We start from the raw sequence: 25303 nt of genomic DNA on the forward strand, positions 1-25303 counted from the left end.
CGGTTCCGGGCGGCGTACGCTAAGGGCGCCATGCCGTACGAACCGCCTACTCACACCGTCGAGCGCTCCCTCCGAGCCACGACCGGAGCGAAGATCATTGCCGGTGTCGACGAGGTGGGGCGCGGTGCGTGGGCCGGCCCCGTCAGCGTCTGCGCTGCGATCACCGGACTGCGCCGACCCCCCGAAGGCCTCACCGACTCCAAGCTGCTCACCGTCAAGCGGCGCACCGAGCTCGCCGAGCTGCTGCGGACGTGGGTGACCTCGTACGCACTCGGGCACGCCTCTCCGGAGGAGATCGACGCCCTCGGGATGACTGCCGCGCTGCGGCTCGCCGCGGTGCGTGCCCTGGACGCCCTGCCGGTCCGACCCGACGCAGTGATCCTCGACGGGAAGCATGACTATCTCGGGAACCCCTGGAGGGTCCGGACGGTCATCAAGGGTGACCAGTCGTGCGTGGCGGTCGCGGCGGCCTCGGTGATCGCCAAGGTGCAGCGCGACAAAATGATGGCCGAACTGGGTATCGACCATGCAGACTTCGGTTTTGCGGACAACGCCGGGTATCCGTCGCCCGTGCACAAGGCCGCACTGGCGGAGCGGGGGCCCACCCCGTACCACCGGTTGTCGTGGGCGTATCTTGATGCGCTGCCCCAGTGGCGGCACCTCAAGAAAGTCCGCAGTTGGGTGGAAGGAAGCGTTCCGGAGATCGAGGGGCAGCTCGGCTTCGACTTCTGACGATTCCGCTCGCACTTGTGTGCCACCCGGCCATGCGAGCCGCACCAGCGTTTGATAAACATCAGCTCATGCCTCTCATTCCCGAGGAGCCTCAGATTCACGAGAGTGCCCAGGGTCCCCGCGCCACGCCGGCCAGCAGCCGCACCGCGCCGACCCCTCGCCCCGTACCCGGCCCCCGCCCCGCGGCTCCGTCGCGTCCCGGCCGACCCGGGCCCGTGCGGCCCGCGCCGCCGGTGCAACGTTCGCCGCGTGACGTGGCCGTGGCCAAGCCCGGACCGTCGGGTCCGGCTGCTCCCGCCGCCTCCGCTCCGGCTGCGGCGACCCCGCAGATCCAGCTGATCCCGGCCTCGCTCGAGGGCGCGCTCGACGCTGCCGAGGAAGCCGTCGACCTGCTCCTGGAGTCGGGTCGTGCCCCCAGCGACGTGCTGGTGATCACCACCGGCGAACAGCACCCGTGGGCCGCCCACGAGCTGTCCTTCGGTGAAGCCTCCTACTGGGCGCAGCACGACGCCGGTGACGACGTCTTCTACGCCGATGTCTCCGTCGCCGGCCGCGCCGCGCCGCGTCCCGTGGTCGTGGTGGCCGTCAATGGTGGTCCCGACACTGCTGCTGCCGACGCCCTGCCCCTGGCCCTCGGCCGAGCCGGTGCCCTGCTGATCGTCTGCGGTGACCCGCAGCGGATCAACTCGGTGCTGGGCGCGGGCGTCTGAGTCGTTCCGGCTCGTCCTGGGGACACTCCGCAGGACACCCGGGGGCGTCGCTCTGGCGGGCTCTGCACGGCGGGCGTTCCGGCGTGCGCAGATGACCGGGAGCGCGCGCTCTTCAGCGGTCCCTCGGCTCGGAATCGGGGTGTGAGTCCACGCCGTACAGATGCGTCGGCGTGGGCGTCCCGCCGCGAGGGTCGGCCGATCACCAGGCGTATATGGCTGCCGTGGTGCCGTGCCGTGAAGTTCTGCCTGGTTCACGGGGGTGAGCGGGACGGGATTTCGTCATGCGACTGCTCGGTGGCGTTCGTGGCGGCTTGGCGGTCCGCGTCGGGCCCTCGTCTGCCTTGGGCTGTCGTATGGCGTGCGACGTATCGGGTGCAGCGTGCGGCTCGCCCGTGGCGTCGGCCGAGGACTCCTGACGGCGTCCTCAGCGAGCCGCCGCCCGCCGTAGGACCTCCGAAGCCGCGCCGCCGGTGCGTGGCAGCGGGAGTGGTGACTCGGAGGTGGCGATCGGCTCCGGCGTCGAGTCGGTGTTGGGGCGGCGGCCGCCACGGCCCTCGCCGAGGACCTGCCAGCCGTCACGGGTCAGCGTGATGTACGCGCCGCAGCGCAGACCGTGCAGGGTGCAGGCGTCACGCAGGCCCCACATCCACGCGCCGTCCTCCTCTGTCCAACGGGCGTCGCCCTCACGGCAGTAGAGCAGGACCGCGGTGCGCACGGGGGTGCGGCGCCGCAGGTCGTGCGGGATGACACGGCGGAGCTGGGCGAGCAGCGCATTGCGGAACATCCAGCCGTCCGGCGGGGACGGGCGGCGCGCGAAGGAGGCACTTGCCCGCACGCGCTCGTCCGCGTCGAGGACGGCCACGATCGCGGTCGTCGGCCTAGGGTGGTGCCTGGAGTGCAGACCACTGACGACCTCGCGGGGATTGCGCAGCAGCGGGATGCCCGCGGCAGCCCACTCCGCTGGTTCGAGCATGCGGGCCAGCGGGTTGGCGGATGCGGCGGAGAGGTCGGCTGACGTCGACACGGATGCCGCAGAGGACGGAGCGAATCCGAAGGTCACGGTCCTCCCTTCGGCTACGCGCCCACACTGCGGGCGAGGTCGGAATCGGGGAGCGCGCACCGCAGCAGAGCCCTACCGGATCACGGACGAGCCGTGCGGGGAGCGGACTTCAATTCTTCCTGTCGAACCTGAATGCGGCAACGAGCAATTGGGGCCACCGACCGTTATCGGGTGGTGCGAGGGTTATATCCCTACCCAGTGCGTCACTGTGCGACGCATGGGACGACCGGCCCAACCAGATCATCGATGCTCCCCGCGCTCTGTCGACGGTACGTGAGCGCCTGTCGCGCCGGGTGAGGTGGCTGATTGTCAGTGGCATCGGGTTGCATGGAGACATGGACGATCTGGAGCTCCGCACTGAAGCCGATGCCATCCTCGCCGAGCTCGTCGGCACACCCGGCGGTTCGGCCCGGCTGCGGGAGGATCAATGGCAGGCGGTGGCGGCCCTGGTGGAGGAGCGCCGTCGTGCCCTGGTGGTGCAGCGCACGGGCTGGGGCAAGTCGGCGGTGTACTTCGTCGCCACCGCACTGCTGCGCCGACGTGGTGCCGGCCCGACGGTGATCGTCTCGCCCCTGCTCGCGCTGATGCGCAACCAGGTCGAGTCGGCGGCGCGGGCCGGCATCCGGGCGCGGACCATCAACTCGGCCAACCCCGAGGAATGGGACACCATCTACGACGAGGTCGAGCGTGGGGAGACCGACGTACTCCTCGTCAGTCCGGAGCGCCTCAATTCCGTGGACTTTCGCGATCAGTTGCTCCCCAAGCTCGCTGCCACGACCGGCCTCCTGGTGGTCGACGAGGCGCACTGCATCTCCGACTGGGGCCATGACTTCCGGCCCGACTACCGCCGGCTCCGGGCGATGCTCGCCGCGCTCGCCCCCGGGGTTCCGGTGCTGGCGACCACGGCTACCGCCAATGCCCGCGTGACGGCGGACGTCGCCGAGCAACTGGGAACCGGCGCCGGTGAGGCCCTGGTGCTGCGCGGCTCGCTGGAGAGGGAGAGCCTGCGGCTGGGGGTGGTGCAGCTGCCGGACGCCGCGCACCGTCTGGCCTGGCTGGCCGAGCACCTGGACGAGCTGCAGGGTTCCGGGATCATCTACACCCTCACGGTGGCCGCGGCCGAGGAGGCCACCGCGTTCCTGCGGCAGCGCGGCTTCCCGGTGGCCTCGTACACGGGTCGCACGGAGAACGCAGACCGGTTGCAGGCCGAGTCCGACCTGCTGGCGAACCGGGTCAAGGCCCTCGTCGCGACGTCGGCGCTGGGGATGGGGTTCGACAAGCCTGACCTGGGTTTCGTGGTGCATCTCGGCTCGCCGTCGTCGCCGATCGCCTACTACCAGCAGGTCGGCCGCGCCGGCCGCGGCGTCGAGCACGCGGACGTGCTGCTGCTGCCCGGAAAGGAGGACGAGGCCATCTGGCGCTACTTCGCCGATACGGCCTTCCCGCCCGAGGCGCAGGTCCGGCAGACCCTGTCGGCGCTGGCGGAGGCGGGGCGGCCACTGTCCGTGCCTGCGCTGGAGGCGGCGGTGGATCTTCGGCGTACCCGCCTTGAGACCATGCTCAAGGTCCTCGACGTGGACGGGGCGGTCAAGCGGGTCAAGGGCGGTTGGATCTCCACCGGTGAGCGGTGGTTGTACGACGCTGATCGGTACGCGTGGGTGGCGCACCAGCGCACCGCCGAGCAGCAGGCCATGCGGGAGTACGTGAGCACGACGCAGTGCCGGATGGAGTTCCTGCGCCGGCAGCTGGACGACGAGGGGGCCGCCCCGTGCGGCCGCTGCGACAACTGTGCGGGCACCTGGATCGCTTCGTCGGTCTCGGCCGAGGCTCTGACGGGGGCGGCGAAGGAGCTGGATCGCCCGGGCGTGGAGGTCGAGCCGCGCCGGATGTGGCCCACGGGGATGCCCGCACTGGGTATCGACCTCAAGGGCCGTATCCCGGCAAAGGAGCAGTGCTCGACCGGGCGAGCGCTGGGCCGGCTCTCGGACATCGGCTGGGGCAATCGCCTGCGGCCCCTGCTGGCCGAGAACGCGCCAGACGGTCCCGTCCCCGACGACGTCCTGCAGGCCGCGGTCGCCGTCCTCGCCGACTGGGCGCGCTCTCCGGGCGGCTGGGCGCCGAACGTGCCGGACGCGTCTGCCCGGCCGGTGGGTGTTGTAGCCGTGCCGTCGCTGGCCAGGCCGCAACTGGTCGGTTCCCTCGCCCAGGGCATCGCGACCGTCGGGCGCCTCCCGTATCTGGGAACCCTGACGTACACGGGGCCGGGCGGCGCGCATGCGGCACGGCGCAGCAACTCCGCTCAACGCCTGCGGACGCTGGCCGACACGTTCGCATTCTCCGAGGAACTGGCCGCTGCTCTGGCGGGCTCCACGGGACCTGTCCTGCTCGTGGACGACTACACCGACTCGGGCTGGACCCTCGCCGTCGCCGCCCGTCTGCTGCGCCGGGCCGGTAGCGAACAGGTTCTTCCGCTGGTCCTGGCTGCGGCGGGTTAGGCGATCGGGGCCGGCTCGTTGATCGGACTCGGTCAGGAGCCGATGCGTGTATGGATTGCGGCGATTCTGTGCCACATCCAAGTGGACTTGGAGACTTGGAGTGCATCGGCCTGTGCCCGCTGTGCGGAACCTGTGCCAACTGGGCGCCGTTCGCCGCGAGTTTCGGCAGGTCGGGGAGGGACGGGTTCTGCTCAACCGTGCATGAACATGCGCGGAAGCGGCAGCGAGAGGAACTGGCCAGCAGATCGCCGTGGTCGGAAAGGTCGACCATGGATCGAAGTCCCCGCGCACCGCGGTGGGTGCACTTTGATGCTGCAGCGACGTGCGTAGAGGCACTCGCGTACTCGGGATGGGGGTTGCCTGCCCTTTCGGCGCCACGCTCGTACCGAGTGTGACCGCCGCGCGCACCCTCCAGCTGCCTGTGGCCACCGGCCGCTCACCGGCCCCGCCGACATCGTCGAACTGTCCTCGTGACTTGAGTTGGCACGCTGGGGTCACTGGTCAGGGAGTTCTTGCGTATCGCGTCGGGCGAAGGGACAGGTGTCGCGCGGAAGCGGTGAACGGCGCCGCGCCCCATGCATGACGCCGCTCACAGAGCACGGCACTTCTATGACACCGCGCACCGGCGCACGGCATTGCGCACCTCCGAGCGAATTGTCGTGTCCCTGGTCGGACTTATCCACAGGGTCAAGCGGAACATTGCGATCCGGGAGATCGTCGGTCGCATGACGAATCACAGCGAAGCGACTGGATTTTCCGACGGCGACGACACCGGGCGCGGTGAACAGCCCCTCGCCCCTGAGGCAACCGAGCCGAACGAAGGGGGCCTGCCCGAGCACCAGGTCACCTTGCGCACCCCGGCCGAACTGGCCGATGCCTTGCCGTACCTCCTCGGGTACCGCCCCGAGGACAGCATCGTCCTCGTCGCCCTGCACGACAGGTCAGGCCGCGGACGATTCGGAGGCCGGGCGCGGCTCGGCATCCCCGCCGCTGCGGACGACTGGGACTCTGCGGCCGGGCAGTTGGCCCACGGCCTGGTCACGGGCAGCGAGCGCAAGGGCGCCCGGCCGGAGCAGATGGTCGCCTTCCTCTGCCAGGAACCGGCCAAGGGCGAGACGGGCCGCCAGGTCATGGAAAGGCTGCGACCGCTGGCCCAGAAGATGCGTGTCGCCTGCGGCAACCTGGACGTACCCGTGATCGAGGCGCTGTGCATCTCGGACGGCCGCTTCTGGTCGTACTGCTGCGACCGCGCCGAGTGCTGTCCGCCCGAGGGCCGTCCGATGGGCCTGCCCGGTACGTCCGTGCTGGCCGCCGCGGCCACGTACGCCGGAGTGCAAGTGCGGGGCACGCTGCGCGAGTTGCGGGCCAGGTTGCTGCCCTGGGAGACCGCTGCCGCCCCTGAGCAGGAGGTCGCCCTCGACACGGTCGGCCTGGAGCTGGTCGCCAGGATCCTGGACGACACGAAACGCGCAGGCGTGGCGGAGGAGACGCTGGAGCTGGCGGAGCGGCTCAGGTGCCGGTTCGCCGAGGCTGCGCCTGTGCCCGGGACGCTGACCGCTGATCTCCGCGACGACGGACTGCTCGGTCACGACGAAGCCGCGAGGCTCATTCTGGGGCTGCAGGACCGCGCGACCCGCGACCGCGCGGCCGAGTGGATGGAGGGCGACGAGGCGGCTCCCGCCCTTCGACTCTGGCGGGCCCTGGCCCGCCGCTGCGTCGGACCGTACAGCGAACACGCGGCGGCGCCGCTCACCCTCGCCGGCTGGGTCGCCTGGTCCACCGGCGATGAGCTGGAGGCCCGAGAAGCCCTCGCCATGGCACTCGGCGTCGACCGTGACTACCTCTTCGCCCGTCTGCTGCACCAAGCCTGCAACGAAGGGCTGGACCCCGAGTCGATCCGCCGCTGCCTGCGCGCGGAACGCGTGAGCCGTGAGCAGGAGGGCACAGGGCGGCTCGACCAGCCGGAGCACATCGCAGAGCCGGCGCCGGGCGACGGGGCGGTGTCCGCTCCGGCGTCTGGAGGGGGTGGCGGTCGCGGACCTCGGCCCGCGGTGGGTGCTGCCAGCAGCCTGCCTCGATCAACCAGGGGCACCGGGCGGAACACGGGGGAGCGGGGCGGGAGGGCGTCGAGCGCTGCGCGCCCTCGTGCGTCGGCGGGCAATCGTCCCGTCGCCGTCCGGCCGGGTGGCACGGCACCCAGGAGCTCGAAGGGGTCGGCAGCGCGTACGTCGAGGAAAGGCGCCGCTCGTCACAGCGGCCGCCCGGACGGCCTGCGTTCTGGAGGTGCCGGCGGGGAGGACGAGTGAGGCCTCGAAAGCTGAGTGCTGACCGAGGCCGTGGGGGCGTGGGCATCTACGTGCGACGCCGCGTGGGCGGGGACTCCTTAGGGGCCCTATGTCGCGCGGTCGGGGACGCCGCGGAGTGGTTTAGGCGTGCGGTCGGGGACGCCGCGGAGGGGTTCAAGGCTGCGGTCGGGGGCACCGGGGAGGGTTCAAACGTGCTGGCTGGACATCGTGGAGCGGTTAGCCGCGCTGGCGGGACGTCGTGGAGGGCTTCAGCCGTCCGGGCGAGAACGCCGTGGAGGGGCTCAGCTGTGTCGGCGAACCCCGCCAACGCGGTGGCCCTCCGTTGGAGTTACCCCGTCACGGGCGTGACCTGGAGGGATCCGTCCCCGTTCACCTGAGTGGCGGAACGCCTGAACCGGCCGTGCCGCCGCACCGCCCCTGTCACTCCGGGTCCCCCAGCCGGCGCCGCACACGCCCGCGGCGCACAGAGCGCAGAGGAAGCCGCCCCATGCCACAGTCGACTCCGGTGCCGACGCCGATCCCGGTGCCTCCGCCGCCGATGCCGCCACCGACTCCGGCCTCCAGGGCCGACGACCGCTCGACCCATGGCGGACTGGTGCCGTCCCAAAGGCTGGACACGGGACTGCCTCCGGCCGAGGACGGTACGGAGCGGCGCAAGCCCAGGGGCCCGAGCGATACCCCTCGACGCGACACCCCCCGACTCGATGCCCCTCGGAGCGCCGAGCTCGGCAGTGCCCCTCGGACCACGGAGCGCAGCGGCGCACCCCGGACCACCGAGTACACCGACGCCTCCCGCCGCGCGGAGTACGGCAACACCCCTCGACGCACCGAGCCCCCCAACCGGCCGACGCCCCAGACCCCGTCGCCGACATCGCCCACACACCCGAGCCCGGCAACGCCGTCGTCTCCCAACCATGCCCGGAGCGCGTCCCAACCCCTGGATACCCATTCGTCGGCTCAGCCGCCAACCACACCAACCACACCAACCACCCGTCGGTCTGACCTACCGCCTACCCACAACGCCCTGATCTGCGTAGCCCTGCCCGGCCTCGCCATGTCGACGGACCAGGGGCAGCTGACCGGCCGGGGCCTCGACGGTTTCTACCGCGCAGGTCGTCGCGTGCTCTCGCGGTGTCAGCTACGCGTGGCCGGGCGTGAGCCCTTAGCCGTGCAGGCCCGGACGACCGGCGCCGACAGCGCCCGCTTCGTGAGCACGCTGCGCAGTTCCCCGCAGGCGGGCCCCGACCCGGATGTCGTCGTGGAGCGAACCCGTCATGCGGACGGCACCGAGCGGATCACACTGCACAGCGCGGCCGCCCGCCCGCTGCGTCTGCCGGTAGAGGTCGCCCTCGGCACGGACCTTGCCGATCTCGGTGCGATCGTGAGCGGCAATGCAGGACCGGAGCTCCCGGCCACTGTCCACGACTGCGGCCTGCGCTGGTCGTCCGCCATGGGGAACTCGGCGGTGACGGCCGACCCCCCGCCCGCCGACGCACTGGCCTCGGCAGGGCTGCTGCGCTGGGAGTTCGTGCTCCCCCCGGGCGGCAGCGCCAGCATCGAGCTCCGGGTACGGCCGGACGGTGCCGGACCCGTGCGTGCCGTGGGCAGAGCGGCGACCAGCCCGCTGGCTCCGGCGCGGGCGGCCGGCGACGACCCCGGGGTGGAGGCGCTGCTGCGGACGAGCGTCGAGGACCTCCAGGCCCTCCTGCTACGCGACCCGGCGCACCCTTCCGACGTCCACCTGGCCGCGGGGGCGCCGTGGCGCTGTGGCCTGGCCCCGGCCGAGGCCCTCGCCGCGGCCCGGATGACGCTGCCCCTGGGCACCCGGCTCGCCGCGGGCACGCTGCGCACTCTCGGCCGCACCCAACTCCGGGGCCAGGGACCGCAGTCCGGCGTGATCCCCGCGCCGATGAGGGACGCCGGCACACATCTGCCACCGGGCTGCACAGGCACGGAGGCCACGCTGCTCTTCCCTGCACTGCTCGCGGAGGCCAGACGCTGGGGGCTGCCCGACCCCGAGACCGAGCAACTCCTCCCAGCGGCCGAGCGGTGTCTGACCTGGCTGCGGACCATCGTGGGCGACGGCACGTATCTGCCCGACCCACAGCCCGGCGGCCCTGTCCGTTGCGAGACCCAGGCCCACGCCCATCGCGCGGCACTGCTCGGCGCTGATCTGCTCGACGCGTTCGGCAGACCGGGCGGTGCGGAGCTGCGGCAATGGGCCGGAGCGCTGCGGAACGCGTTCCGTGCGGACTTCTGGATCGACGACCTGGGCGGCGGCAGGCCGGCGGCAGCCCGGGCCCCGGATGGACGCCTCGTCCCGCATCTGGGCGCCGCCGCCGTCCATCTGCTCGACACCGGCCTGCTGGGCGGGGGCGAACAGGCGCCCGGCCTGCTCGACAAGGTGCAGACCGAGCAGCTCGCCCGGCTGCTCGGCGGTCCGGCCATGGACTCGGGCTGGGGCCTGCGCGGGCTGGGCGTGAACGAGGCGGGGTACAACCCGTTCGGTCACCGCAGTGGCGCCGTGCGGGTCCACGAGACGGCGGTCGCCGTCGCGGGCCTCGCCGCGGCCGGCTACGAGAAGGAGGCGAGCGCGCTGCTGCGGGGCGTACTGGCCGCCGCTGCCGTGTTCGGCCACCGGCTGCCCGACATGTACGCGGGGGAGCGGCGCACCGACGTGAGCGCCCCCATCCCGCATCCGGCGGCCTGCCGCCCCGCGGCCACGGCGGCGGCAGCCGGGGTGCTGCTGCTGACGACGCTCGCGGGCATCCGCCCGGATGCTCCGGCGGGGGCGGTCGCACTGCGCCCCGTGCGCAGTGCGCCGCTGGGCGAGATCGTCCTGACCGGCCTTTGCGTCGCCGGGGCGCCGTTCTCCGTACGTGTCAGCCGCCTGGGTCTCGCCATGGTCGAGGAAGCTGCCGACGGGCTGCAATTGCGAGCGTGACCTCGTACGACTCTCAACGACACGACGTGGGGACAGGGTGGTGAGGCCCATACACAACCCCGAATTGGATCATTCATCGATGGGGCCGAAGAAGGGAGTGTTTATCGTCAGGCAGACGACTATGATCGCCGCATGCCCTACGACCCGTCAGCGTTTCCGCCCTTTGCCGTCACCGTGGACCTGGTCGTGCTGACCGTGCGTCGCCATGCCCTGTGCGCGCTGGCGGTGCGCAGGGGCGAACCGCCGTTCCAGGGGCGCTGGGCACTGCCGGGTGGGTTCGTAAGGGCCGACGAGGACCTGGCGCAGGCTGCAGCGCGCGAGTTGGCCGAGGAGACCGGGTTGCGGGCCCACGACCCGGCTGTTCCGGCGCAGGACAACGGCGCCCACCTGGAGCAGCTCGCGACCTACGGCGACCCCAAGCGGGATCCGCGGATGAGGGTGGTCAGCGTTGCCCACCTGGCACTGGCCCCCGACCTGCCGGCCCCCCGCGCGGGTGGCGACGCCAGCAACGCCCGCTGGGCGCCGGTCGACGAACTCCTGCAACAGGGCGGCTTCGGCCGCGACGGCGAACCGGTCGCACCGCTCGCCTTCGACCACGCGCAGATCCTGTCCGATGGAGTGGAGCGCGCCCGCTCCAAGATCGAGTACTCGTCGCTGGCCACGGCGTTCTGCCCCACCGAGTTCACGGTCGGCGAGCTGCGCCGGGTCTACGAGGCCGTGTGGGGTGTGGCGCTCGACCCGCGCAACTTCCACCGCAAGGTGACGGGCACGCCGGGCTTCCTCGTCCCCACCGGCGGCACCACCACGCGCCAGGGCGGCCGTCCCGCCCAGCTGTTCCGGGCCGGCGGAGCCACGCTGCTCAACCCCCCGATGCTGCGACCCGAGGTCTGACGCGGACCAGAAGCTTGACGCGGACCGGGACACGGACCCGACGCCGATGAGGGCTCGGGATCGACGTCATCGGATCCGAACGCGGCTCATGGACGAGGGCCACGGCACCTGAACGGGGCTCACGAACAAGCGTCACAGGACCTGAGCAGGGCTCGGAGACATGCGCCACGGGTCCTGAACACACCTCGGGAACGAGGGCCGCAGGCCACGAACAGTGCGCGGGAACGAGGGCCTCGAAACCCCTCCAGGCCGAATCCCCCCTGCACAGCGGGCCTTGCCCTACCCGAAAAAACGGACATAGCGCGCTATCTTGCTGCGAGTGATCCAGGCCATCGGACTGACCAGCGACCCGCGCAAGGAGCTTCCTCCTGCCGTCGACGACGTCTCCTTCGAGGCCCACGCGGGCCGCGTCACCGCGCTGCTCGGGGCGTCGGGAGCGGGCAAGACGACGGTGCTCAGACTCATGCTCGAACTCCAACGGGGCCGTGGAATCACCTACTTCAGAGGCCGCCCGCTGCACCGCATCGCGCACCCTTCGCGCGAAGTCGGCGTGCTGCTGGGCGACCTCCCCGGGCACCCGGCGCGCACGGTCCGCGGGTATCTGCGCATGCTGTGCGCCGCCGCGGGTGTTCCGGCCCGGCGCGCCGACGAAGTCCTGGAGGTGGTCGGCCTCGTCAGCCTGCGTGAGGAACGCCTCGGCACCCTCTCGCGCGGCATGGACCGCCGCCTAGGCCTGGCCTGCGCACTGCTGGCCGACCCGCACACTCTCGTCCTCGACGGTCCCGCCGAGGGTCTCTCGGGCCGCGAGAGCCGCTGGCTGCACGGCATGCTGCGCGCGCACGCGGCCCAGGGAGGCACGGTCCTGCTGACCACGGCCGACCCGAAGGAGGCCGCTCGCACCGCCGACAGGGTCGTCACGTTGCAGCGGGGCAGACTCGTCGCCGATCAGGACGCCGCCGACTTCGCCCGCACCCGGCTGCGTCCCCGCGTCGCCGTCCGCACTCCCCACGCCTCTCGCTTCGCCTCCCTGCTCACCAAGGAGGCGCGCACCGCTCACCGCTCCGTCGAGGTCGTACGCGAGAGCGGCAACCGTCTGTCCGTGTACGGCAGTACGTGCGCCGATGTCGGCGAGACCGCGTTCCGCCACGGCATCCTCGTCCACCAACTCGCCGACGAGATCGGGGACATGGGACCCGGCGCCGGGGTGGGCCCACAGTCGACCGAACCGCGAACCGACGAGGTGCCGCACACGTCGGACGTCGAGCTGGCAGCTGCCGGCGGCCGCGGGCGCAGGACCACGCCACCGCCTACGCCGGACGCAGGATCGGCCACCGCGGCAGCGCAGGAGGCGCCCGTGACAGCCCCGAGCGCGTCCGCGGAGGTCCCCCAGGCACGGGCAGGCGTTCCGCGACCGGCCGACGCACCCACCGCCGGCTCTTCCGCGCAAGCCCCCGCATCGTCACGTCCACCGGCTTCCTCCGCAGTCGCTCTCCCCGATCTCCCACCCCCCATCTCCGTCCGCCCCGCCCCCAGCCCCCTTCGCCCCCTCCGCTACGAACTCCGGCGCGCAGTCGGTGTCGGTACCAGCTTCGTCACCGGCGCCGCCGTGCTCGTGGTGTCCGCCCTCACCGCCGTACTGCTGGCACGCGTCGGGCACACGCCGCAGGCGCGGCTGATGGCCGGGTGGCCGCAGCAGTTCCCGCTGCCGCCCGCGGCGCTCGGGGCCGGGCTCCTCGGCGCGATCGCGTTCGGCGACGAGTTCCGCCACCCTGCCCTGGCCGCGGATCGCGGCACCGTGCCTCGCCGCCTGGGGCTGCTGGCCGCGAAACTCCTCGTCGCCTCCACCACCGCGCTGGTGCTGGCCGTCCTCACTGTGGGCTGCGACACCGAAGTGCTCTATCTCGTATACGGACCGGAACTCGCGGAGGTTCCCGCGGACTGGCTTTCGCTGAGCGCGAGTTGGATTGGGCTCATGGTCGGCTGCGCCTGGGCCGGGGTCCTCGCGGCGGGCCTCTTCCGGTCCACCACGGCCGGGCTCGCTGCGGTGGTCGCCGTGCCCGTCGTCGTCGTACCCCTCGTACAGAAGGTCCTCGAAGGACCGTCTGTGCGGACGGCGGCCGGGTTTCCGCTGCGGCTGCGGGAGCTGCTCCTGTCGCAGTGGCCGTTCGGGGGAGAGCGCTATCTGGAAGCCGTCGCGCGTGTCGTCGCCCAACCCGTCGGCGGCGCCCTGACGTTGTCGCTCACCGCTCTGCTCTGCGCCTACCTGCTCACGACCCTGCGTGGCAGGGCCCGATGAGGACCATCCGTGCCGTTCCCGTTCCTGTCGTGCGCACAACTCCCCGGGGGAAGCCCATTTCTTTCCGATAAGGCGTCAATTGCGACGGGGTGAGCGATCACCCTTTCGTGTGCTTTTCACCAAAGACCTCAAGGGAGTTGAGGACGGCGCCGACAAAGGATGCGTGAGTACCCTTGCGCACACCATGATGACCGCCGCCCGCTCCGCAGACTCCGGCCTCGCCGGCCCGGGCGAACTCGACCGCTACCCCTACGCCGAGGCCTCCGTCGCCGACCGCGTCGGCGCCCCCGTCTGGGACGGCGGGGACCCGGAACTGGGCCGCGTGGGCCGGCGCGCCGCCGGCAGCCGCGGACGCGGGCTGCACGGCCAACTCGTCCAGCAGCTCGGCCAGATGATCGTCTCCGGCGACCTGGGGGCCGACCGTCCGCTCGTGCCCGAGGAGATCGGCCAGCGGTTCGAGGTCTCCCGCACCGTCGTCCGTGAGTCGCTCCGTGTCCTGGAGGCCAAGGGCCTGGTCAGCGCCCGTCCGAACGTCGGCACGCGCGTGCGTCCCGTCAGTGACTGGAACCTCCTCGACCCGGACATCATCGAATGGCGGGCCTTCGGACCGCAGCGCGACGACCAGCGCCGGGAGCTCAGTGAGCTGCGCTGGACGATCGAGCCGCTGGCCGCCCGCCTCGCCGCCGGGCACGGGCGCGACGACGTCCAGCAGCGGCTCGGCGACATGGTCGAGATCATGGGCCACGCGATGGGGCAGGGTGACGTGCTCACGTTCTCCCGCGCCGACGCCGAGTTCCACTCGTTGCTCATCCAGGTCGCGGGCAACCGCATGCTGGAGCACCTGTCGGGGATCGTCTCGGCCGCCCTCCAGGTCTCCGGCGGCCCCGTGACGGGCTGCGACCGGCCGAACGAGGCGTCGCTGGCGCAGCACGGCAGGATCGTCGACGCCCTTGCCGCCGCTGACGGCGCGGCCGCCGAGGCGGCCATGCGCCAGCTGCTCACCGTCCACCCCGAGGTCGAGCGCGTGGTGCCCGCGCCCCGCGAGCACTGACCGCTCCACCGGGTGGCGCGGCCGGGATGCCTCCCCCTCCTGTGGCATCTCCCGGTCTGCGCTCCCTCCCCCGTCGGACCCGCAGGATCCAGTACGGATCCTGCGGGTCCGACGGTGCGACTGGGCCGCGGAATCGCCGTACAGTGCATGGTTCGGGCCGTGGGCGACCTGTTCTGTCTGCGTCTGTCTGCTTTTGATCGGTTACGGGATGTGACTCGGGCCACGCAGATTGGGCGTAACGCTCGGGGAAACAGCGCGATGACCTAAGAGGTGACTGCCGAGGAGGGAATACGGACGCCGCTCAAGGCGCTGTGCATCTTCCCGGCCCCCGCCCGCACCGTCGGCCCAATCCCCAGGCCGGTGGTCGGCTCCTGTCCCCGTGGACGGGGCCGGAAGCCGTTTTCCAACGTTCCGAGAGGTTGTTCGTGTCGGCCAGCACATCCCGTACGCTCCCGCCGGAGATCGCCGAGTCCGTCTCTGTCATGGCTCTTATCGAGCGGGGAAAGGCTGAGGGGCAGATCGCCGGCGACGATGTGCGTCGGGCCTTCGAAGCTGACCAGATTCCGGCCACTCAGTGGAAGAACGTACTGCGCAGCCTCAACCAGATCCTCGAGGAAGAGGGTGTGACGCTGATGGTCAGTGCCGCGGAGCCCAAGCGCACCCGTAAGAGCGTCGCAGCGAAGAGTCCGGTCAAGCGCACCGCCACGAAGACGGTCGCGGCGAAGACGGCGACCGCCAAGAAGGCCACTGCCACCGCCACGCCCGAGGCGTCCGCCGCCGAGCCCGCAGTCGAGGACGACGCCCCCGCCAAGAAGGCCGCTGCCAAGAAGACGACCGCCAAGAAGGCGGCCGCGAAGAAGACCGTCGCCAAGAAGACGGCGGCCAAGAAGACCACCGCAGGCAAGAAGGACGACGCCGAGCTCGTCGAGGAAGAGGTCCTCGAGGACGCCCCCAAGGGCGGCGACGAGCCCGAGAGCGCCGAGAGCGCCGGTTTCGTGCTGTCCGACGAGGACGAGGACGACGCGCCCGCGCAGCAGGTAGCCGCCGCCGGTGCCACCGCCGACCCGGTCAAGGACTACCTCAAGCAGATCGGTAAGGTCCCGCTGCTCAACGCCGAGCAGGAGGTCGAGCTCGCCAAGCGCATCGAGGCCGGTCTGTTCGCCGAGGACAAGCTGGCCAACGCCGACAAGCTCGCCCCCAAGCTCAAGCGCGAGCTGGAGATCATCGCCGAGGACGGCCGCCGCGCCAAGAACCACCTCCTGGAGGCCAACCTCCGTCTGGTGGTCTCCCTCGCCAAGCGCTACACCGGCCGCGGCATGCTCTTCCTGGACCTCATCCAGGAGGGCAACCTCGGTCTGATCCGCGCGGTCGAGAAGTTCGACTACACCAAGGGCTACAAGTTCTCCACGTACGCCACCTGGTGGATCCGTCAGGCGATCACCCGCGCCATGGCCGACCAGGCCCGCACCATCCGTATCCCGGTGCACATGGTCGAGGTCATCAACAAGCTCGCGCGCGTGCAGCGTCAGATGCTCCAGGACCTGGGCCGCGAGCCCACCCCGGAGGAGCTGGCCAAGGAACTCGACATGACCCCGGAGAAGGTCATCGAGGTCCAGAAGTACGGCCGCGAGCCCATCTCGCTGCACACGCCGCTGGGCGAGGACGGCGACAGTGAGTTCGGTGACCTCATCGAGGACTCCGAGGCCGTCGTCCCGGCCGACGCGGTCAGCTTCACGCTTCTGCAGGAGCAGCTGCACTCGGTCCTCGACACCCTGTCCGAGCGCGAGGCGGGCGTCGTCTCCATGCGCTTCGGTCTCACCGACGGCCAGCCGAAGACCCTCGACGAGATCGGCAAGGTCTACGGCGTCACGCGCGAGCGGATCCGCCAGATCGAGTCCAAGACCATGTCGAAGCTGCGCCACCCGTCGCGGTCCCAGGTGCTGCGCGACTACCTCGACTAGGTCGCACCCGCACGACACACAAGGCCCGGCCCCTCGAGTGGGGGCCGGGCCTTCGTGCTGTCGGGGCCGGTCCTCGGGCAGGCGCGCGGGTGCGGGGTCGGGCGGGCTGAATCACTCTGGGTGTTCCACGACCACTCCAGAGTGAGGAGCGTGCATGCGACGTCCCTTTATCCGGGCCCTCGCCCGGCCGCTGGTCCTGGCGGCCGTGGCGGCTGCCATACCGTTGGCGTCCGCCGCCCCTGCGGCTGCCGACAGTGTGGTCGTCGGCGGCTTCCCGGTCGATGTGTCCGACAGTCCGTGGACCGTGGCGCTGTCCAGCCGTGACCGGTTCGGGGGTACACGGGCGGGTCAGTTCTGCGTCGGCGTGGTGGTCGGGCGGACCACCGTGCTCACCGCCGCCCACTGCCTGAGCGAGGAGGTCATGGGCGCGCCACCCCACCAGGTGCGCGACTTCACCGTCATCACGGGCCGCACGGACCTCCTGTCCGGCCGGGGCCAGGAGATCCGGGTCCGTGACAGCTGGGTGAACCCGGCCTACGACGATGTCAGCAACGCGGGCGACTTCGCCGTCCTCTCACTCGCCCAGCCGCTTCCCGCGAGCTCGGTCATCAGGATGGCCCGTGCCGGCGATCCTGCCTATGTGCCGGGGACCCCGGCCCTGGTCTACGGGTGGGGGGACGTCACTGGGGCGGGCGACTACCCGCGCAGCCTGCGGGCGGCACGGGTGCACGTACTGCCCGACACCCTGTGCAAGCAGGCGTATCCGGGCGGTGGTGACGGCAGGTACCAGGCAGTCAGCATGGTCTGCGCCGGGGAGCGGGAAGGGGGCCGGGATGCCTGTCAGGGGGACAGTGGAGGGCCCCTGGTCGCCCAGGGGAAGCTGATCGGGCTCGTGTCCTGGGGCACCGGTTGCGGTCGCGCGAGCAGTCCCGGTGTCTACACGCGGGTGTCCGAGGTCGTACGGGCCCTTGGGTGGCGGGCTGCGGCACGCGAACGCCATGTCGACCGATGACAGAGCCTGAGAGCTCGCGGGTATGAGCGCGGGCGGCCGCCCCTGCCTTCAGGGGCGGCCGCCCGTAAACCGGCCTGTGCCGGAGCTGGCTCGTCGTTATTGCGAGGTTCAGCGCTCTTCTTCGGACGCCGATACGGGAACGGCCGTCAGCCGCTCCGTCTCGTCCTGTATCTCAGCGGCGATCTTCTTGAGTTCCGGCTCGAACTTGCGGCCGTGGTGGGCGCAGAAGAGCAGTTCACCGCCGCTCAGCAGGACGACACGCACGTACGCCTGGGCGCCGCAACGGTCGCAGCGGTCAGCGGCCGTCAGCGGGCTCGCGGGGGTCAGAACAGTAGTCACGTCGCCTCTTCTCTAGCTCGACGAGCTGTCGTACCAGGGTCAACATCCAACCAGCCCCAAAACGTTCCCGCTCGCGGCTTCTCCCAGAGAGAAATTTTCCGGGGCGGCTGGCTGCTGCCGGTTTGGCGGCGAATGTGCCGTAGTGCGTATCTGTCTTGCTTACGGTTTCGCGCTGTCGGTCAAGGTCAGGTCCTCCCGGCTGGGTTGCCGGTTGTTCATGAGGACGTGCCCGGAGCCTAAATGGTTCATGCCTGGAAGGGAACGTGATATGTGCTTCACTCCAACGAGGGATCGAACACGCATGCGACTCTGGTCTAGTCTGGGTTTCGCACGAGGGTGGCGTTACAACGGCTCTACCAGGCCTCGGTACCCTCTTGACGGCGACCGAAGCCGCGCCCTTACCCACAAGGGCCTCATCTGAAATTCAGCGAGGAGCGAACCGCGTGACCGCCGAGACGTCCGTGCCGTCCACAGCGCTGCTGGCAGGAGCAGACCTGGACGGTTCCAACTACACCGCGCGGCACCTGCTCGTCCTCGAGGGCCTCGAGGCCGTGCGCAAGCGCCCAGGTATGTACATCGGGTCGACCGACAGCCGTGGTCTCATGCACTGCCTCTGGGAGATCATCGACAACTCCGTCGACGAGGCTCTCGGTGGCTACTGCGACCACATCGAGGTGATCCTCCACGACGACGGCTCCGTGGAGGTCCGCGACAACGGCCGGGGTATCCCGGTCGACGTCGAGCCCAAGACCGGCCTGTCCGGCGTCGAGGTCGTGATGACCAAGCTGCACGCCGGCGGCAAGTTCGGCGGCGGTTCCTACGCCGCCTCCGGCGGTCTGCACGGCGTGGGTGCCTCCGTGGTGAACGCCCTGTCCGCGCGACTGGACGTCGAGGTGGACCGAAGCGGCCACACGCACGCCATCAGCTTCCGCCGTGGCGTCCCCGGAGCCTTCGCCGCCGACGGCCCGAACGCCAAGTTCGAAACCGGCGGCCTGCGCAGGACCAAGAAGATCCCCAAGACACGCAACGGCACGCGCGTGCGGTACTGGGCCGACCGCCAGATCTTCCTCAAGGACGCCAAGCTCTCTCTGGAGAACCTCCACCAGCGCGCCCGCCAGACCGCCTTCCTGGTGCCCGGCCTGACCATCGTCGTCCGCGACGAGTTCGGCCTCGGCGACGGCGGCAGCAAGGGCGAGGAGTCCTTCCGCTTCGACGGCGGCATCAGCGAGTTCTGCGAGTACCTGGCCACCGACAAGCCGGTGTGCGACGTCCTCCGCTTCTCGGGTCAGGGCACCTTCAAGGAGACCGTCCCGGTCCTGGACGAGCACGGTCAGATGACCCCCACACAGGTCACGCGTGAGCTCGACGTCGACGTCGCGATGCGGTGGGGCACGGGCTACGACACGACCCTGAAGTCGTTCGTGAACATCATCGCCACCCCCAAGGGCGGCACCCACGTCGCGGGCTTCGAGACCGCCGTGACCAGCACCATGAACGAGGTGCTGCGCACCAAGAAGATGCTGCGCGTCGCCGAGGACGACATCGTCAAGGACGACGCCCTGGAGGGCCTCACCGCGGTCGTCACGGTCCGCCTCGCCGAGCCGCAGTTCGAGGGCCAGACCAAGGAGGTCCTCGGCACCTCGGCGGCCCGGCGCATCGTGAACACCGTGATCTCCAAGGAGCTCAAGGCGTTCCTGACGTCCACGAAGCGGGACGCCGCGGCGCAGGCCCGGGTCGTCATGGAGAAGGCCGTCGCCGCCGCCCGTACGCGCATCGCGGCCCGCCAGCACAAGGACGCGCAGCGCCGTAAGACGGCTCTGGAGTCCTCGTCGCTGCCGGCCAAGCTCGCCGACTGCCGCAGCGACGACGTCGACCGCAGCGAGCTGTTCATCGTCGAGGGAGACTCCGCGCTCGGCACCGCCAAGCTCGCCCGGAACTCCGAGTTCCAGGCGCTGCTGCCGATCCGGGGCAAGATCCTCAACGTCCAGAAGTCGTCCGTCACCGACATGCTCAAGAACGCCGAGTGCGGCGCGATCATCCAGGTCATAGGAGCGGGGTCGGGCCGGACCTTCGACATCGACGCCGCCCGCTACGGCAAGATCATCATGATGACCGACGCCGACGTCGACGGCTCCCACATCCGGACGCTGCTGCTGACGCTGTTCCAGCGCTACATGCGGCCGATGATCGAGGCGGGCCGGGTGTTCGCGGCCGTGCCGCCGCTGCACCGGATCGAGATCGTCCAGCCCAAGAAGGGGCAGGACAAGTACGTGTACACGTACTCGGACCGGGAACTGCGCGACAAGCTCATGGAATTCCAGAGCAAGGGCGTTCGCTACAAGGACTCCATCCAGCGGTACAAGGGTCTCGGTGAGATGGACGCCGACCAGCTGGCCGAGACGACGATGGACCCGCGTCACCGGACCCTGCGCCGGATCAGCCTCACCGATCTGGAGGCCGCCGAGCGGGTCTTCGATCTGCTGATGGGGAACGATGTCGCGCCGCGCAAGGAGTTCATCTCCAGCTCGGCGGCCACGTTGGACCGGTCGCGCATCGACGCGTAGCCGCTGCACGGCACTGCGCTGCGCCGGCCGGAGGCCGAGGGTCGGCCCCCGGCCCGGGCCCCGGCTTCGGCTTCAGCCGGATTGGGAGCCCACCCGCACCGCCCGTGCGGCATCGCCGTCAGGTGCGGGTGGCCCCTGTGGAGCTTCTCGCGCTTGGCGGCTGCCGGCGCCTGTCGGCGACGTATCACCTGATGGGGTGAAGCCCCCGGAGAACGCGATCCGGGGATCTTTCCGTTCTGTCCATGCTTGGGCATGCACTCAAGCCACGACCCCTGGTACGACGCCCTTGCCGCCGGATGGGGGGAGCCGGGCGCCGCGGACGTCCCGGACGCCGTTCCGCCGGGTGCGGCCGATGTGTACCTCGAGGTGCAGCGGAGCGCGGCCTTCCAGGAAGTGCGCAGCCGGTATCGGCGGTTTGTGCTGCCGGCCGCTGTGATCTTCCTCTCGTGGTACTTGGCGTACATCGTGGCCGCCACGACCGCGCCGGAGCTGATGGCCCGGCCCGTGGCGGGCGCCGTGAACGTGGCGATGCTGGCCGGGCTCGGGCAGTTCCTCACCACCTTCCTGCTCACCTGGGCCTACGCCCGTCACGCGCGACTGCGCCGGGACCGGGCGGCACTCGAACTGCGCTGGGACACCCAGGAGTTGACGCGCGTCGCGAAGGGCGGTGCCGCGTGACGGTCGATCATCAGACGCTGTCGCTGCTGCTGTTCAGCGCGTTCGTCGCGATCACCTTGGCGATCACTACCTGGGTGAGCCGTAACCGGCGTGGTTCCGCGGAGGAGTTCTACGCCGGCGGTCGGCTTTTCACCCCCATGGAGAATGGTTTTGCCATCGCCGGTGACTACATGTCGGCTGCGTCCTTCCTCGGCATCTCCGGACTCATCGCCCTCTTCGGCTACGACGGGATGCTGTACTCGGTGGGCTTCCTCGTGGCCTGGCTGGTGGTGCTGTTCCTCGTGGCCGAACTCGTGCGCAACTGCGGGCGGTTCACCCTCGCCGACGTGGTCGCCGCGCGGATGCGGGAGCGGCCCGTGCGGATCGCACTGGGAACTTCCTCGGTCACCGTGTCCGTTCTGTATCTGGTGGCGCAGATGGTGGGCGCGGGCACCCTGGTCGCGCTGCTGCTCGGGGGCGAGGGCGAGTCGGCGCAGGCCTGGACCGTCATCGGCGTCGGTGCGCTCATGGTGATCTATGTGTCGTTGGGAGGGATGCGGGCCACCACCTGGATTCAGATCGTCAAGTCGGTCCTGCTGCTCGGCGGCACCGTCGCGTTGACCGTGCTCGTCCTGCTGCGCTTCCACGGCGACTTCGACCGGCTGCTGCTCACGGCGGCCGAGCGCAGTGGTCACGGTGCGGCGTTCCTGGCACCCGGGCTGAAGTACGGGGGTGACTGGACGGCCCGGTTCGACTTCATCAGCCTCGGCCTCGCGCTGGTGCTGGGGACGGCCGGGCTGCCGCACATCCTGTCCCGCTTCTACACCGTCCCCACCGCTCGCGCGGCACGGCGGTCGGTGGTGTGGGCGATCGGGCTCATCGGCGGCTTCTACCTGATGACGATCGTGCTGGGCTTCGGCGCGGCCGCGATCGTCGGACCCGAGGCCGTACGCGGGTCGAACGCGGCCGGGAACACGGCGGTTCCGCTGCTCGCCCTCGATCTCGGCGGCGGCGCGGACTCCACGGGAGGAACGGTTCTCTTTGCCGTCGTGGCCGCCATTGCATTCGCCACGATCCTCGCGGTGGTCGCCGGAATCACACTCGCCTCCTCCGCCTCCGTGGCCCACGATCTGTACGCCTCGCTTCGGCGGCGGCGCGCAGAGCCCCGCAGCGAAGTCGCCGTGGCACGTGTCGCGGCGGTCGGCATCGGCGTGGTCGCTATCGCCCTCGGACTGCTGGCCCGCGACCTCAACGTCGCCTTCCTCGTGGGACTCGCCTTCGCTGTCGCCGCGTCCGCCAATCTGCCGGTGCTGCTCTACTCGCTGTTCTGGCGGGACTTCACCACGCGGGGCGCCGTATGGGCCGTGTACGGGGGCCTGGTCCCGGCCGTGGCGCTGGTGGTGCTGTCGCCGGTGGTGTCGGGCAGCCCCGAATCGCTGTTCCCGGGCGTCGACTTCCAGTACTTCCCCCTGCAGAACCCGGGCCTCGTCTCGATCCCGCTGGGCTTCGTCGCGGGCTGGCTCGGCACGCTCCTCTCGTCCGAGGTCCCCGACGAGGCCAAGCACGCGGAGGTCGAAGTGCGGTCGCTGACGGGGGCGGGGGCGGTCTAGGGCCTGTCGTTCGGATCGTCCCGGCGTCACGGGTCCGGCACTCATCTGCCGCGTTGTCGTCGGTTGCCGACGCTCCGCTTCGCGGCGACCGAATGGCGCCGTACGTCACCGCCCGGCCCGACCCGAACGACAGGGCCTGGGCACGTCGTTCGCACCCGCCGCGACGCCCCCACTGTCGTGGCAAAGCGTCGAGCGGTCGGGTGATACGTAGCGCGGCCCGCATCCGTATGAAGAAGGGGCACGGTTCCTTCCCCCGCCCCCACGGGCCGTGCCTCAGGCGCGGGTCGCCCACACGTAACGGTGCTCCGGGCGACCCGCGTCACCGTACTTGAGGGTGAGCCGGGCCCGTCCCGTTCGCTCCAGGAGCTTGAGATAGCGCTGAGCGGTCTGGCGGCTCACTCCGGTCCGCTCGGCGATCTCCTGGGCCGACAGCGGGCCTTCTGCGTTCATCAGGGCGCGGCGTACGAGTTCCGCGGTGGTGGGGGAGTGGCCCTTGGGCAGGTCGGGCTCCGAAGGCGCCGACAGGGCGCCGAAGATGCGGTCCACCTCGGCCTGTTCCGCCTCGCCGCCGCCGTCCAGGGTGCGGCGCAGTTCGCCGTACGCCTCCAGCTTGGCGCGCAGGCCCGCGAAGGCGAACGGCTTGACCAGGTACTGCAGCGCCCCCTGACGCATCGCGGCCTGCACGGTCGACACGTCCCGGGCCGCAGTCACCATGATCACGTCGGCTTGGTGGCCGCGCCGGCGCATCTCCTGGACGACCGCGAGGCCTGTCTCGTCGGGCAGATGGTGATCCATGAGGACCAGGTCCACGCGGGGCAGCTGCTCCACCTGACGAAGCGCCTCGGCCGCGCTGTGCGCCTCGCCGGCGACGTGGAAGCCCGGCACCTTCTCGACGTAGGCGGCGTTGACCCGCGCCACGCGCGTGTCGTCGTCCACGACCAGGACCTCGATCATCGCGACTCCTCCTCGGAGACAGTCTGGGCGTCTGACGGCACAGCGAGGGCAGGCTCCAGATCCGGCTCGGCGAGTGCCTCGGGCAGGATGACGGTGAACTCCGCGCCGCCACCGGCCGCCTCGTCGACTGTCGCGCTGCCACCCTGCCGTTCGGCGAACCTGCGCACCAGGGAGAGCCCGATGCCGCGCTCACGGTGAGCCGGGGGTTTCTTGGTGGACCAGCCCTCGGTGAAGATCAACTCGCGGTGCTCCTCAGGGATTCCCGGCCCCGTGTCGCGCACCCGGAGGCTGGCGGTCCGCCCCTCGGCACGCAATTCGACCTCCACGCGCGCGTGCGCAGTGCCCGCGACGGCGTCGAGAGCGTTGTCCACCAGGTTGCCGACGATCGTGACGAGCCCCCTGGGGTCGATCAGCCGGTCCGGGAGCCCGGTGCGGTCGGAGAGGCGCAGCGCGACGCCCCGCTCGGCCGCCACGGTCGCCTTGCCGACCAGCAGGGCGGCGAGCAGCGGGTCCTGGATCTTCTCCGCGACCTGCTCGGCGGTGTCCCGGTGGTCGCCGACCACCTCGCCGACGAACTCCACGGCGTCGTCGTACATCTCCAGTTCGAGCAGCCCGAGGAGCGTGTGCATCCGGTTGGCGTGCTCGTGGTCCTGGGCGCGCAGGGCGTCGATCAGGCCGCGCGTGGAGTCGAGTTCCCGGCCGAGTTGCTCCAGCTCCGTGCGGTCGCGCAGGGTGGCGACGGCGCCGCCGTCGTCGGTGGGCATGCGGTTGGCGACCAGGACGCGCTGACCGCGGACCGTGAGCAGATCGGTGCCCGTCACCCGGCCGGCCAGCACGTCGGTCGTACGGCCCGCGCCGAGCGCCTCGTCGAGGGACCTGCCGACGGCCTCGTCGCCGATGCCCAGCAGGCGCCGCGCCTCGTCGTTGAGCAGGCGGATGCGGCCGCCGCGATCCAGGGCGACGACGCCCTCCCGGATGCCGTGCAGCATCGCCTCGCGCTCCGAGAGCAGCGCCGAGATGTCGGAGAAGGCCAGGTCGCGGGTCTGGCGCTGGACCCGGCGGGAGATGAGCCAGGCGGCCAGCGCGCCGACCGCCAGGGCGCCGCCCGCGTAGGCGAGCAGCTCCGGGATCGAGTGGATCAGCCGGGCCCGCACGCTGTCGTAGGCGATGCCGACCGAGACCGCCCCGACGATCTCGCCGTCGCCGTCGCGCAGCGGAACCTTGCCGCGGGCGGAGCGGCCCAGGGTGCCGTCGTCGATCTCCATGACCTCATGGCCGGCGAGGGCCTGGCCCGGGTCGGTGGAGACGAGCCTGCCGATCTCGCTCGGCGTGGGATGCGACCAGCGCACGCCCCGCCGGTCCATCACGACGATGTACTCGGCCTTGGTCGCCTCACGGATCCGCTCCGCCTCCCGCTGCACCGGGCCGCCGGCCGTCGCGGGCGTGCTCGTCAGGTCCTCGGCGATCTGCGGCTGGGCGGCGGTGGTCTGCGCGATCGACAGCGCGCGGCGCATCGCCTGGTCGTCCAGCTGGTCGCTGAGCGGAGCGAGGAACAGGCCGGTCGCGAGCACCGCGACTCCCGCGGCGATCGCCACCTGCATCAGCAGCACCTGCGCGAACATCCGCCGGGGCAGTGCGAGGCGCAGGCGACGTGCGGGGGGAGTGCGGCTCATACCCATGACGGTACGTGGGCCCGTCGGCGCTCCTGGAGGGGTGTGGCG

At 71.0% G+C, this 25303-nt stretch carries 18 protein-coding genes; 13 read left to right on the forward strand and 5 right to left on the reverse strand.

Going from position 1 to position 25303, the window contains the following annotated elements; translation table 11 throughout:
- The first annotated feature begins 30 nt into the window (after positions 1 to 30).
- Both ACFY5C_RS31355 and ACFY5C_RS31360 read left to right on the forward strand, forming a co-directional pair.
- A complete protein-coding gene (locus tag ACFY5C_RS31355) occupies positions 31 to 732 on the forward strand; it encodes a ribonuclease HII (RefSeq protein WP_389450436.1) in 702 nt (233 codons plus the stop codon).
- A 68-nt stretch (positions 733 to 800) separates the two neighbouring features.
- Positions 801 to 1442 (forward strand): hypothetical protein, encoded by a 642-nt coding sequence (locus ACFY5C_RS31360; protein ID WP_389450438.1) that lies wholly within the window; start codon positions 801 to 803, stop codon positions 1440 to 1442.
- Between the two features lie 424 nt (positions 1443 to 1866).
- On the opposite strand, the gene ACFY5C_RS31365 is transcribed toward ACFY5C_RS31360, so the two are convergent.
- Positions 1867 to 2502: a hypothetical protein gene (locus tag ACFY5C_RS31365; protein WP_389450441.1), complete on the reverse strand. Its 636-nt coding sequence runs from the start codon at positions 2500 to 2502 to the stop codon at positions 1867 to 1869.
- Positions 2503 to 2837: 335 nt separating this feature from the next.
- Here ACFY5C_RS31365 and ACFY5C_RS31370 point away from each other — a divergent pair, with 335 nt between their 5' ends.
- Complete coding sequence (locus ACFY5C_RS31370) at positions 2838 to 4997, forward strand: RecQ family ATP-dependent DNA helicase (protein WP_389450444.1); 2160 nt, start codon at positions 2838 to 2840, stop codon at positions 4995 to 4997.
- A 725-nt stretch (positions 4998 to 5722) separates the two neighbouring features.
- Positions 5723 to 7303: a DUF4192 domain-containing protein gene (locus ACFY5C_RS31375; RefSeq protein ID WP_389450446.1), complete on the forward strand. Its 1581-nt coding sequence runs from the start codon at positions 5723 to 5725 to the stop codon at positions 7301 to 7303.
- Positions 7304 to 7723: 420 nt separating this feature from the next.
- Here the strand turns inward: ACFY5C_RS31375 and ACFY5C_RS31380 are convergent, their stop codons facing one another.
- The gene (locus ACFY5C_RS31380; RefSeq protein WP_389450449.1) at positions 7724 to 7921 is read right to left on the reverse strand and encodes a hypothetical protein; all 198 of its coding nucleotides are present in this window, start codon (positions 7919 to 7921) and stop codon (positions 7724 to 7726) included.
- A 436-nt stretch (positions 7922 to 8357) separates the two neighbouring features.
- Here ACFY5C_RS31380 and ACFY5C_RS31385 point away from each other — a divergent pair, with 436 nt between their 5' ends.
- The 6 genes from ACFY5C_RS31385 to ACFY5C_RS31410 all read left to right on the forward strand — a co-directional run bounded on the left by ACFY5C_RS31385 (position 8358) and on the right by ACFY5C_RS31410 (position 17458).
- Positions 8358 to 10247 (forward strand): glycogen debranching N-terminal domain-containing protein, encoded by a 1890-nt coding sequence (locus ACFY5C_RS31385; RefSeq protein WP_389450452.1) that lies wholly within the window; start codon positions 8358 to 8360, stop codon positions 10245 to 10247.
- Positions 10248 to 10379: 132 nt separating this feature from the next.
- Positions 10380 to 11138 carry an NUDIX domain-containing protein gene (locus ACFY5C_RS31390; protein WP_389450455.1) on the forward strand — a complete coding sequence of 253 codons (759 nt, stop codon included), beginning with the start codon at positions 10380 to 10382 and terminating at the stop codon, positions 11136 to 11138.
- Between the two features lie 319 nt (positions 11139 to 11457).
- Positions 11458 to 13434 (forward strand): ATP-binding cassette domain-containing protein, encoded by a 1977-nt coding sequence (locus ACFY5C_RS31395; protein WP_389450458.1) that lies wholly within the window; start codon positions 11458 to 11460, stop codon positions 13432 to 13434.
- Between the two features lie 163 nt (positions 13435 to 13597).
- Positions 13598 to 14485 carry a FadR/GntR family transcriptional regulator gene (locus tag ACFY5C_RS31400; protein WP_389450461.1) on the forward strand — a complete coding sequence of 296 codons (888 nt, stop codon included), beginning with the start codon at positions 13598 to 13600 and terminating at the stop codon, positions 14483 to 14485.
- A 425-nt stretch (positions 14486 to 14910) separates the two neighbouring features.
- Positions 14911 to 16446 (forward strand): RNA polymerase sigma factor, encoded by a 1536-nt coding sequence (locus ACFY5C_RS31405; RefSeq protein ID WP_389450464.1) that lies wholly within the window; start codon positions 14911 to 14913, stop codon positions 16444 to 16446.
- A gap of 154 nt (positions 16447 to 16600) precedes the next feature.
- A complete protein-coding gene (locus ACFY5C_RS31410; RefSeq protein ID WP_389450467.1) occupies positions 16601 to 17458 on the forward strand; it encodes a S1 family serine peptidase in 858 nt (285 codons plus the stop codon).
- 108 nt (positions 17459 to 17566) lie between these two features.
- On the opposite strand, the gene ACFY5C_RS31415 is transcribed toward ACFY5C_RS31410, so the two are convergent.
- Complete coding sequence (locus tag ACFY5C_RS31415) at positions 17567 to 17797, reverse strand: hypothetical protein (RefSeq protein ID WP_389450471.1); 231 nt, start codon at positions 17795 to 17797, stop codon at positions 17567 to 17569.
- A 443-nt stretch (positions 17798 to 18240) separates the two neighbouring features.
- Between ACFY5C_RS31415 and ACFY5C_RS31420 the strand changes: the two genes are divergently transcribed.
- From ACFY5C_RS31420 to ACFY5C_RS31430, 3 genes are all read left to right on the forward strand, one after another.
- Positions 18241 to 20361: a type IIA DNA topoisomerase subunit B gene (locus ACFY5C_RS31420; protein WP_389450474.1), complete on the forward strand. Its 2121-nt coding sequence runs from the start codon at positions 18241 to 18243 to the stop codon at positions 20359 to 20361.
- A gap of 252 nt (positions 20362 to 20613) precedes the next feature.
- Positions 20614 to 21039: a DUF485 domain-containing protein gene (locus ACFY5C_RS31425; RefSeq protein WP_389450477.1), complete on the forward strand. Its 426-nt coding sequence runs from the start codon at positions 20614 to 20616 to the stop codon at positions 21037 to 21039.
- On the forward strand, positions 21036 to 22628 hold the full coding sequence (locus tag ACFY5C_RS31430) for a cation acetate symporter (RefSeq protein ID WP_389450480.1): 1593 nt from the start codon (positions 21036 to 21038) through the stop codon (positions 22626 to 22628). Before ACFY5C_RS31425 ends, ACFY5C_RS31430 begins: the two co-directional genes overlap by 4 nt.
- 273 nt (positions 22629 to 22901) lie before the next feature.
- On the opposite strand, the gene ACFY5C_RS31435 is transcribed toward ACFY5C_RS31430, so the two are convergent.
- Both ACFY5C_RS31435 and ACFY5C_RS31440 read right to left on the reverse strand, forming a co-directional pair.
- The gene (locus ACFY5C_RS31435; RefSeq protein ID WP_389450483.1) at positions 22902 to 23582 is read right to left on the reverse strand and encodes a response regulator; all 681 of its coding nucleotides are present in this window, start codon (positions 23580 to 23582) and stop codon (positions 22902 to 22904) included.
- A complete protein-coding gene (locus tag ACFY5C_RS31440; RefSeq protein ID WP_389450486.1) occupies positions 23579 to 25255 on the reverse strand; it encodes an ATP-binding protein in 1677 nt (558 codons plus the stop codon). Before ACFY5C_RS31440 ends, ACFY5C_RS31435 begins: the two co-directional genes overlap by 4 nt.
- Between the last annotated feature and the right edge of the window lie 48 nt (positions 25256 to 25303).

The sequence above is a fragment of the Streptomyces sp. NPDC012935 genome (assembly GCF_042900345.1).
GTDB lineage: Bacteria > Actinomycetota > Actinomycetes > Streptomycetales > Streptomycetaceae > Streptomyces.

What these genes read in the sequence shown, in the direction of transcription:
- ACFY5C_RS31355 (WP_389450436.1), top strand. Translation starts at nt 31, where the DNA reads ATGCCGTACGAACCGCCTACTCACACCGTCGAGCGCTCCCTCCGAGCC.
- ACFY5C_RS31360 (WP_389450438.1), top strand. Translation starts at nt 801, where the DNA reads ATGCCTCTCATTCCCGAGGAGCCTCAGATTCACGAGAGTGCCCAGGGT.
- ACFY5C_RS31370 (WP_389450444.1), top strand. Translation starts at nt 2,838, where the DNA reads ATGGACGATCTGGAGCTCCGCACTGAAGCCGATGCCATCCTCGCCGAG.
- ACFY5C_RS31375 (WP_389450446.1), top strand. Translation starts at nt 5,723, where the DNA reads ATGACGAATCACAGCGAAGCGACTGGATTTTCCGACGGCGACGACACC.
- ACFY5C_RS31385 (WP_389450452.1), top strand. Translation starts at nt 8,358, where the DNA reads ATGTCGACGGACCAGGGGCAGCTGACCGGCCGGGGCCTCGACGGTTTC.
- ACFY5C_RS31390 (WP_389450455.1), top strand. Translation starts at nt 10,380, where the DNA reads ATGCCCTACGACCCGTCAGCGTTTCCGCCCTTTGCCGTCACCGTGGAC.
- ACFY5C_RS31410 (WP_389450467.1), top strand. Translation starts at nt 16,601, where the DNA reads ATGCGACGTCCCTTTATCCGGGCCCTCGCCCGGCCGCTGGTCCTGGCG.
- ACFY5C_RS31425 (WP_389450477.1), top strand. Translation starts at nt 20,614, where the DNA reads ATGCACTCAAGCCACGACCCCTGGTACGACGCCCTTGCCGCCGGATGG.
- ACFY5C_RS31435 (WP_389450483.1), bottom strand. Translation starts at nt 23,582, where the DNA reads ATGATCGAGGTCCTGGTCGTGGACGACGACACGCGCGTGGCGCGGGTC.
- ACFY5C_RS31440 (WP_389450486.1), bottom strand. Translation starts at nt 25,255, where the DNA reads ATGAGCCGCACTCCCCCCGCACGTCGCCTGCGCCTCGCACTGCCCCGG.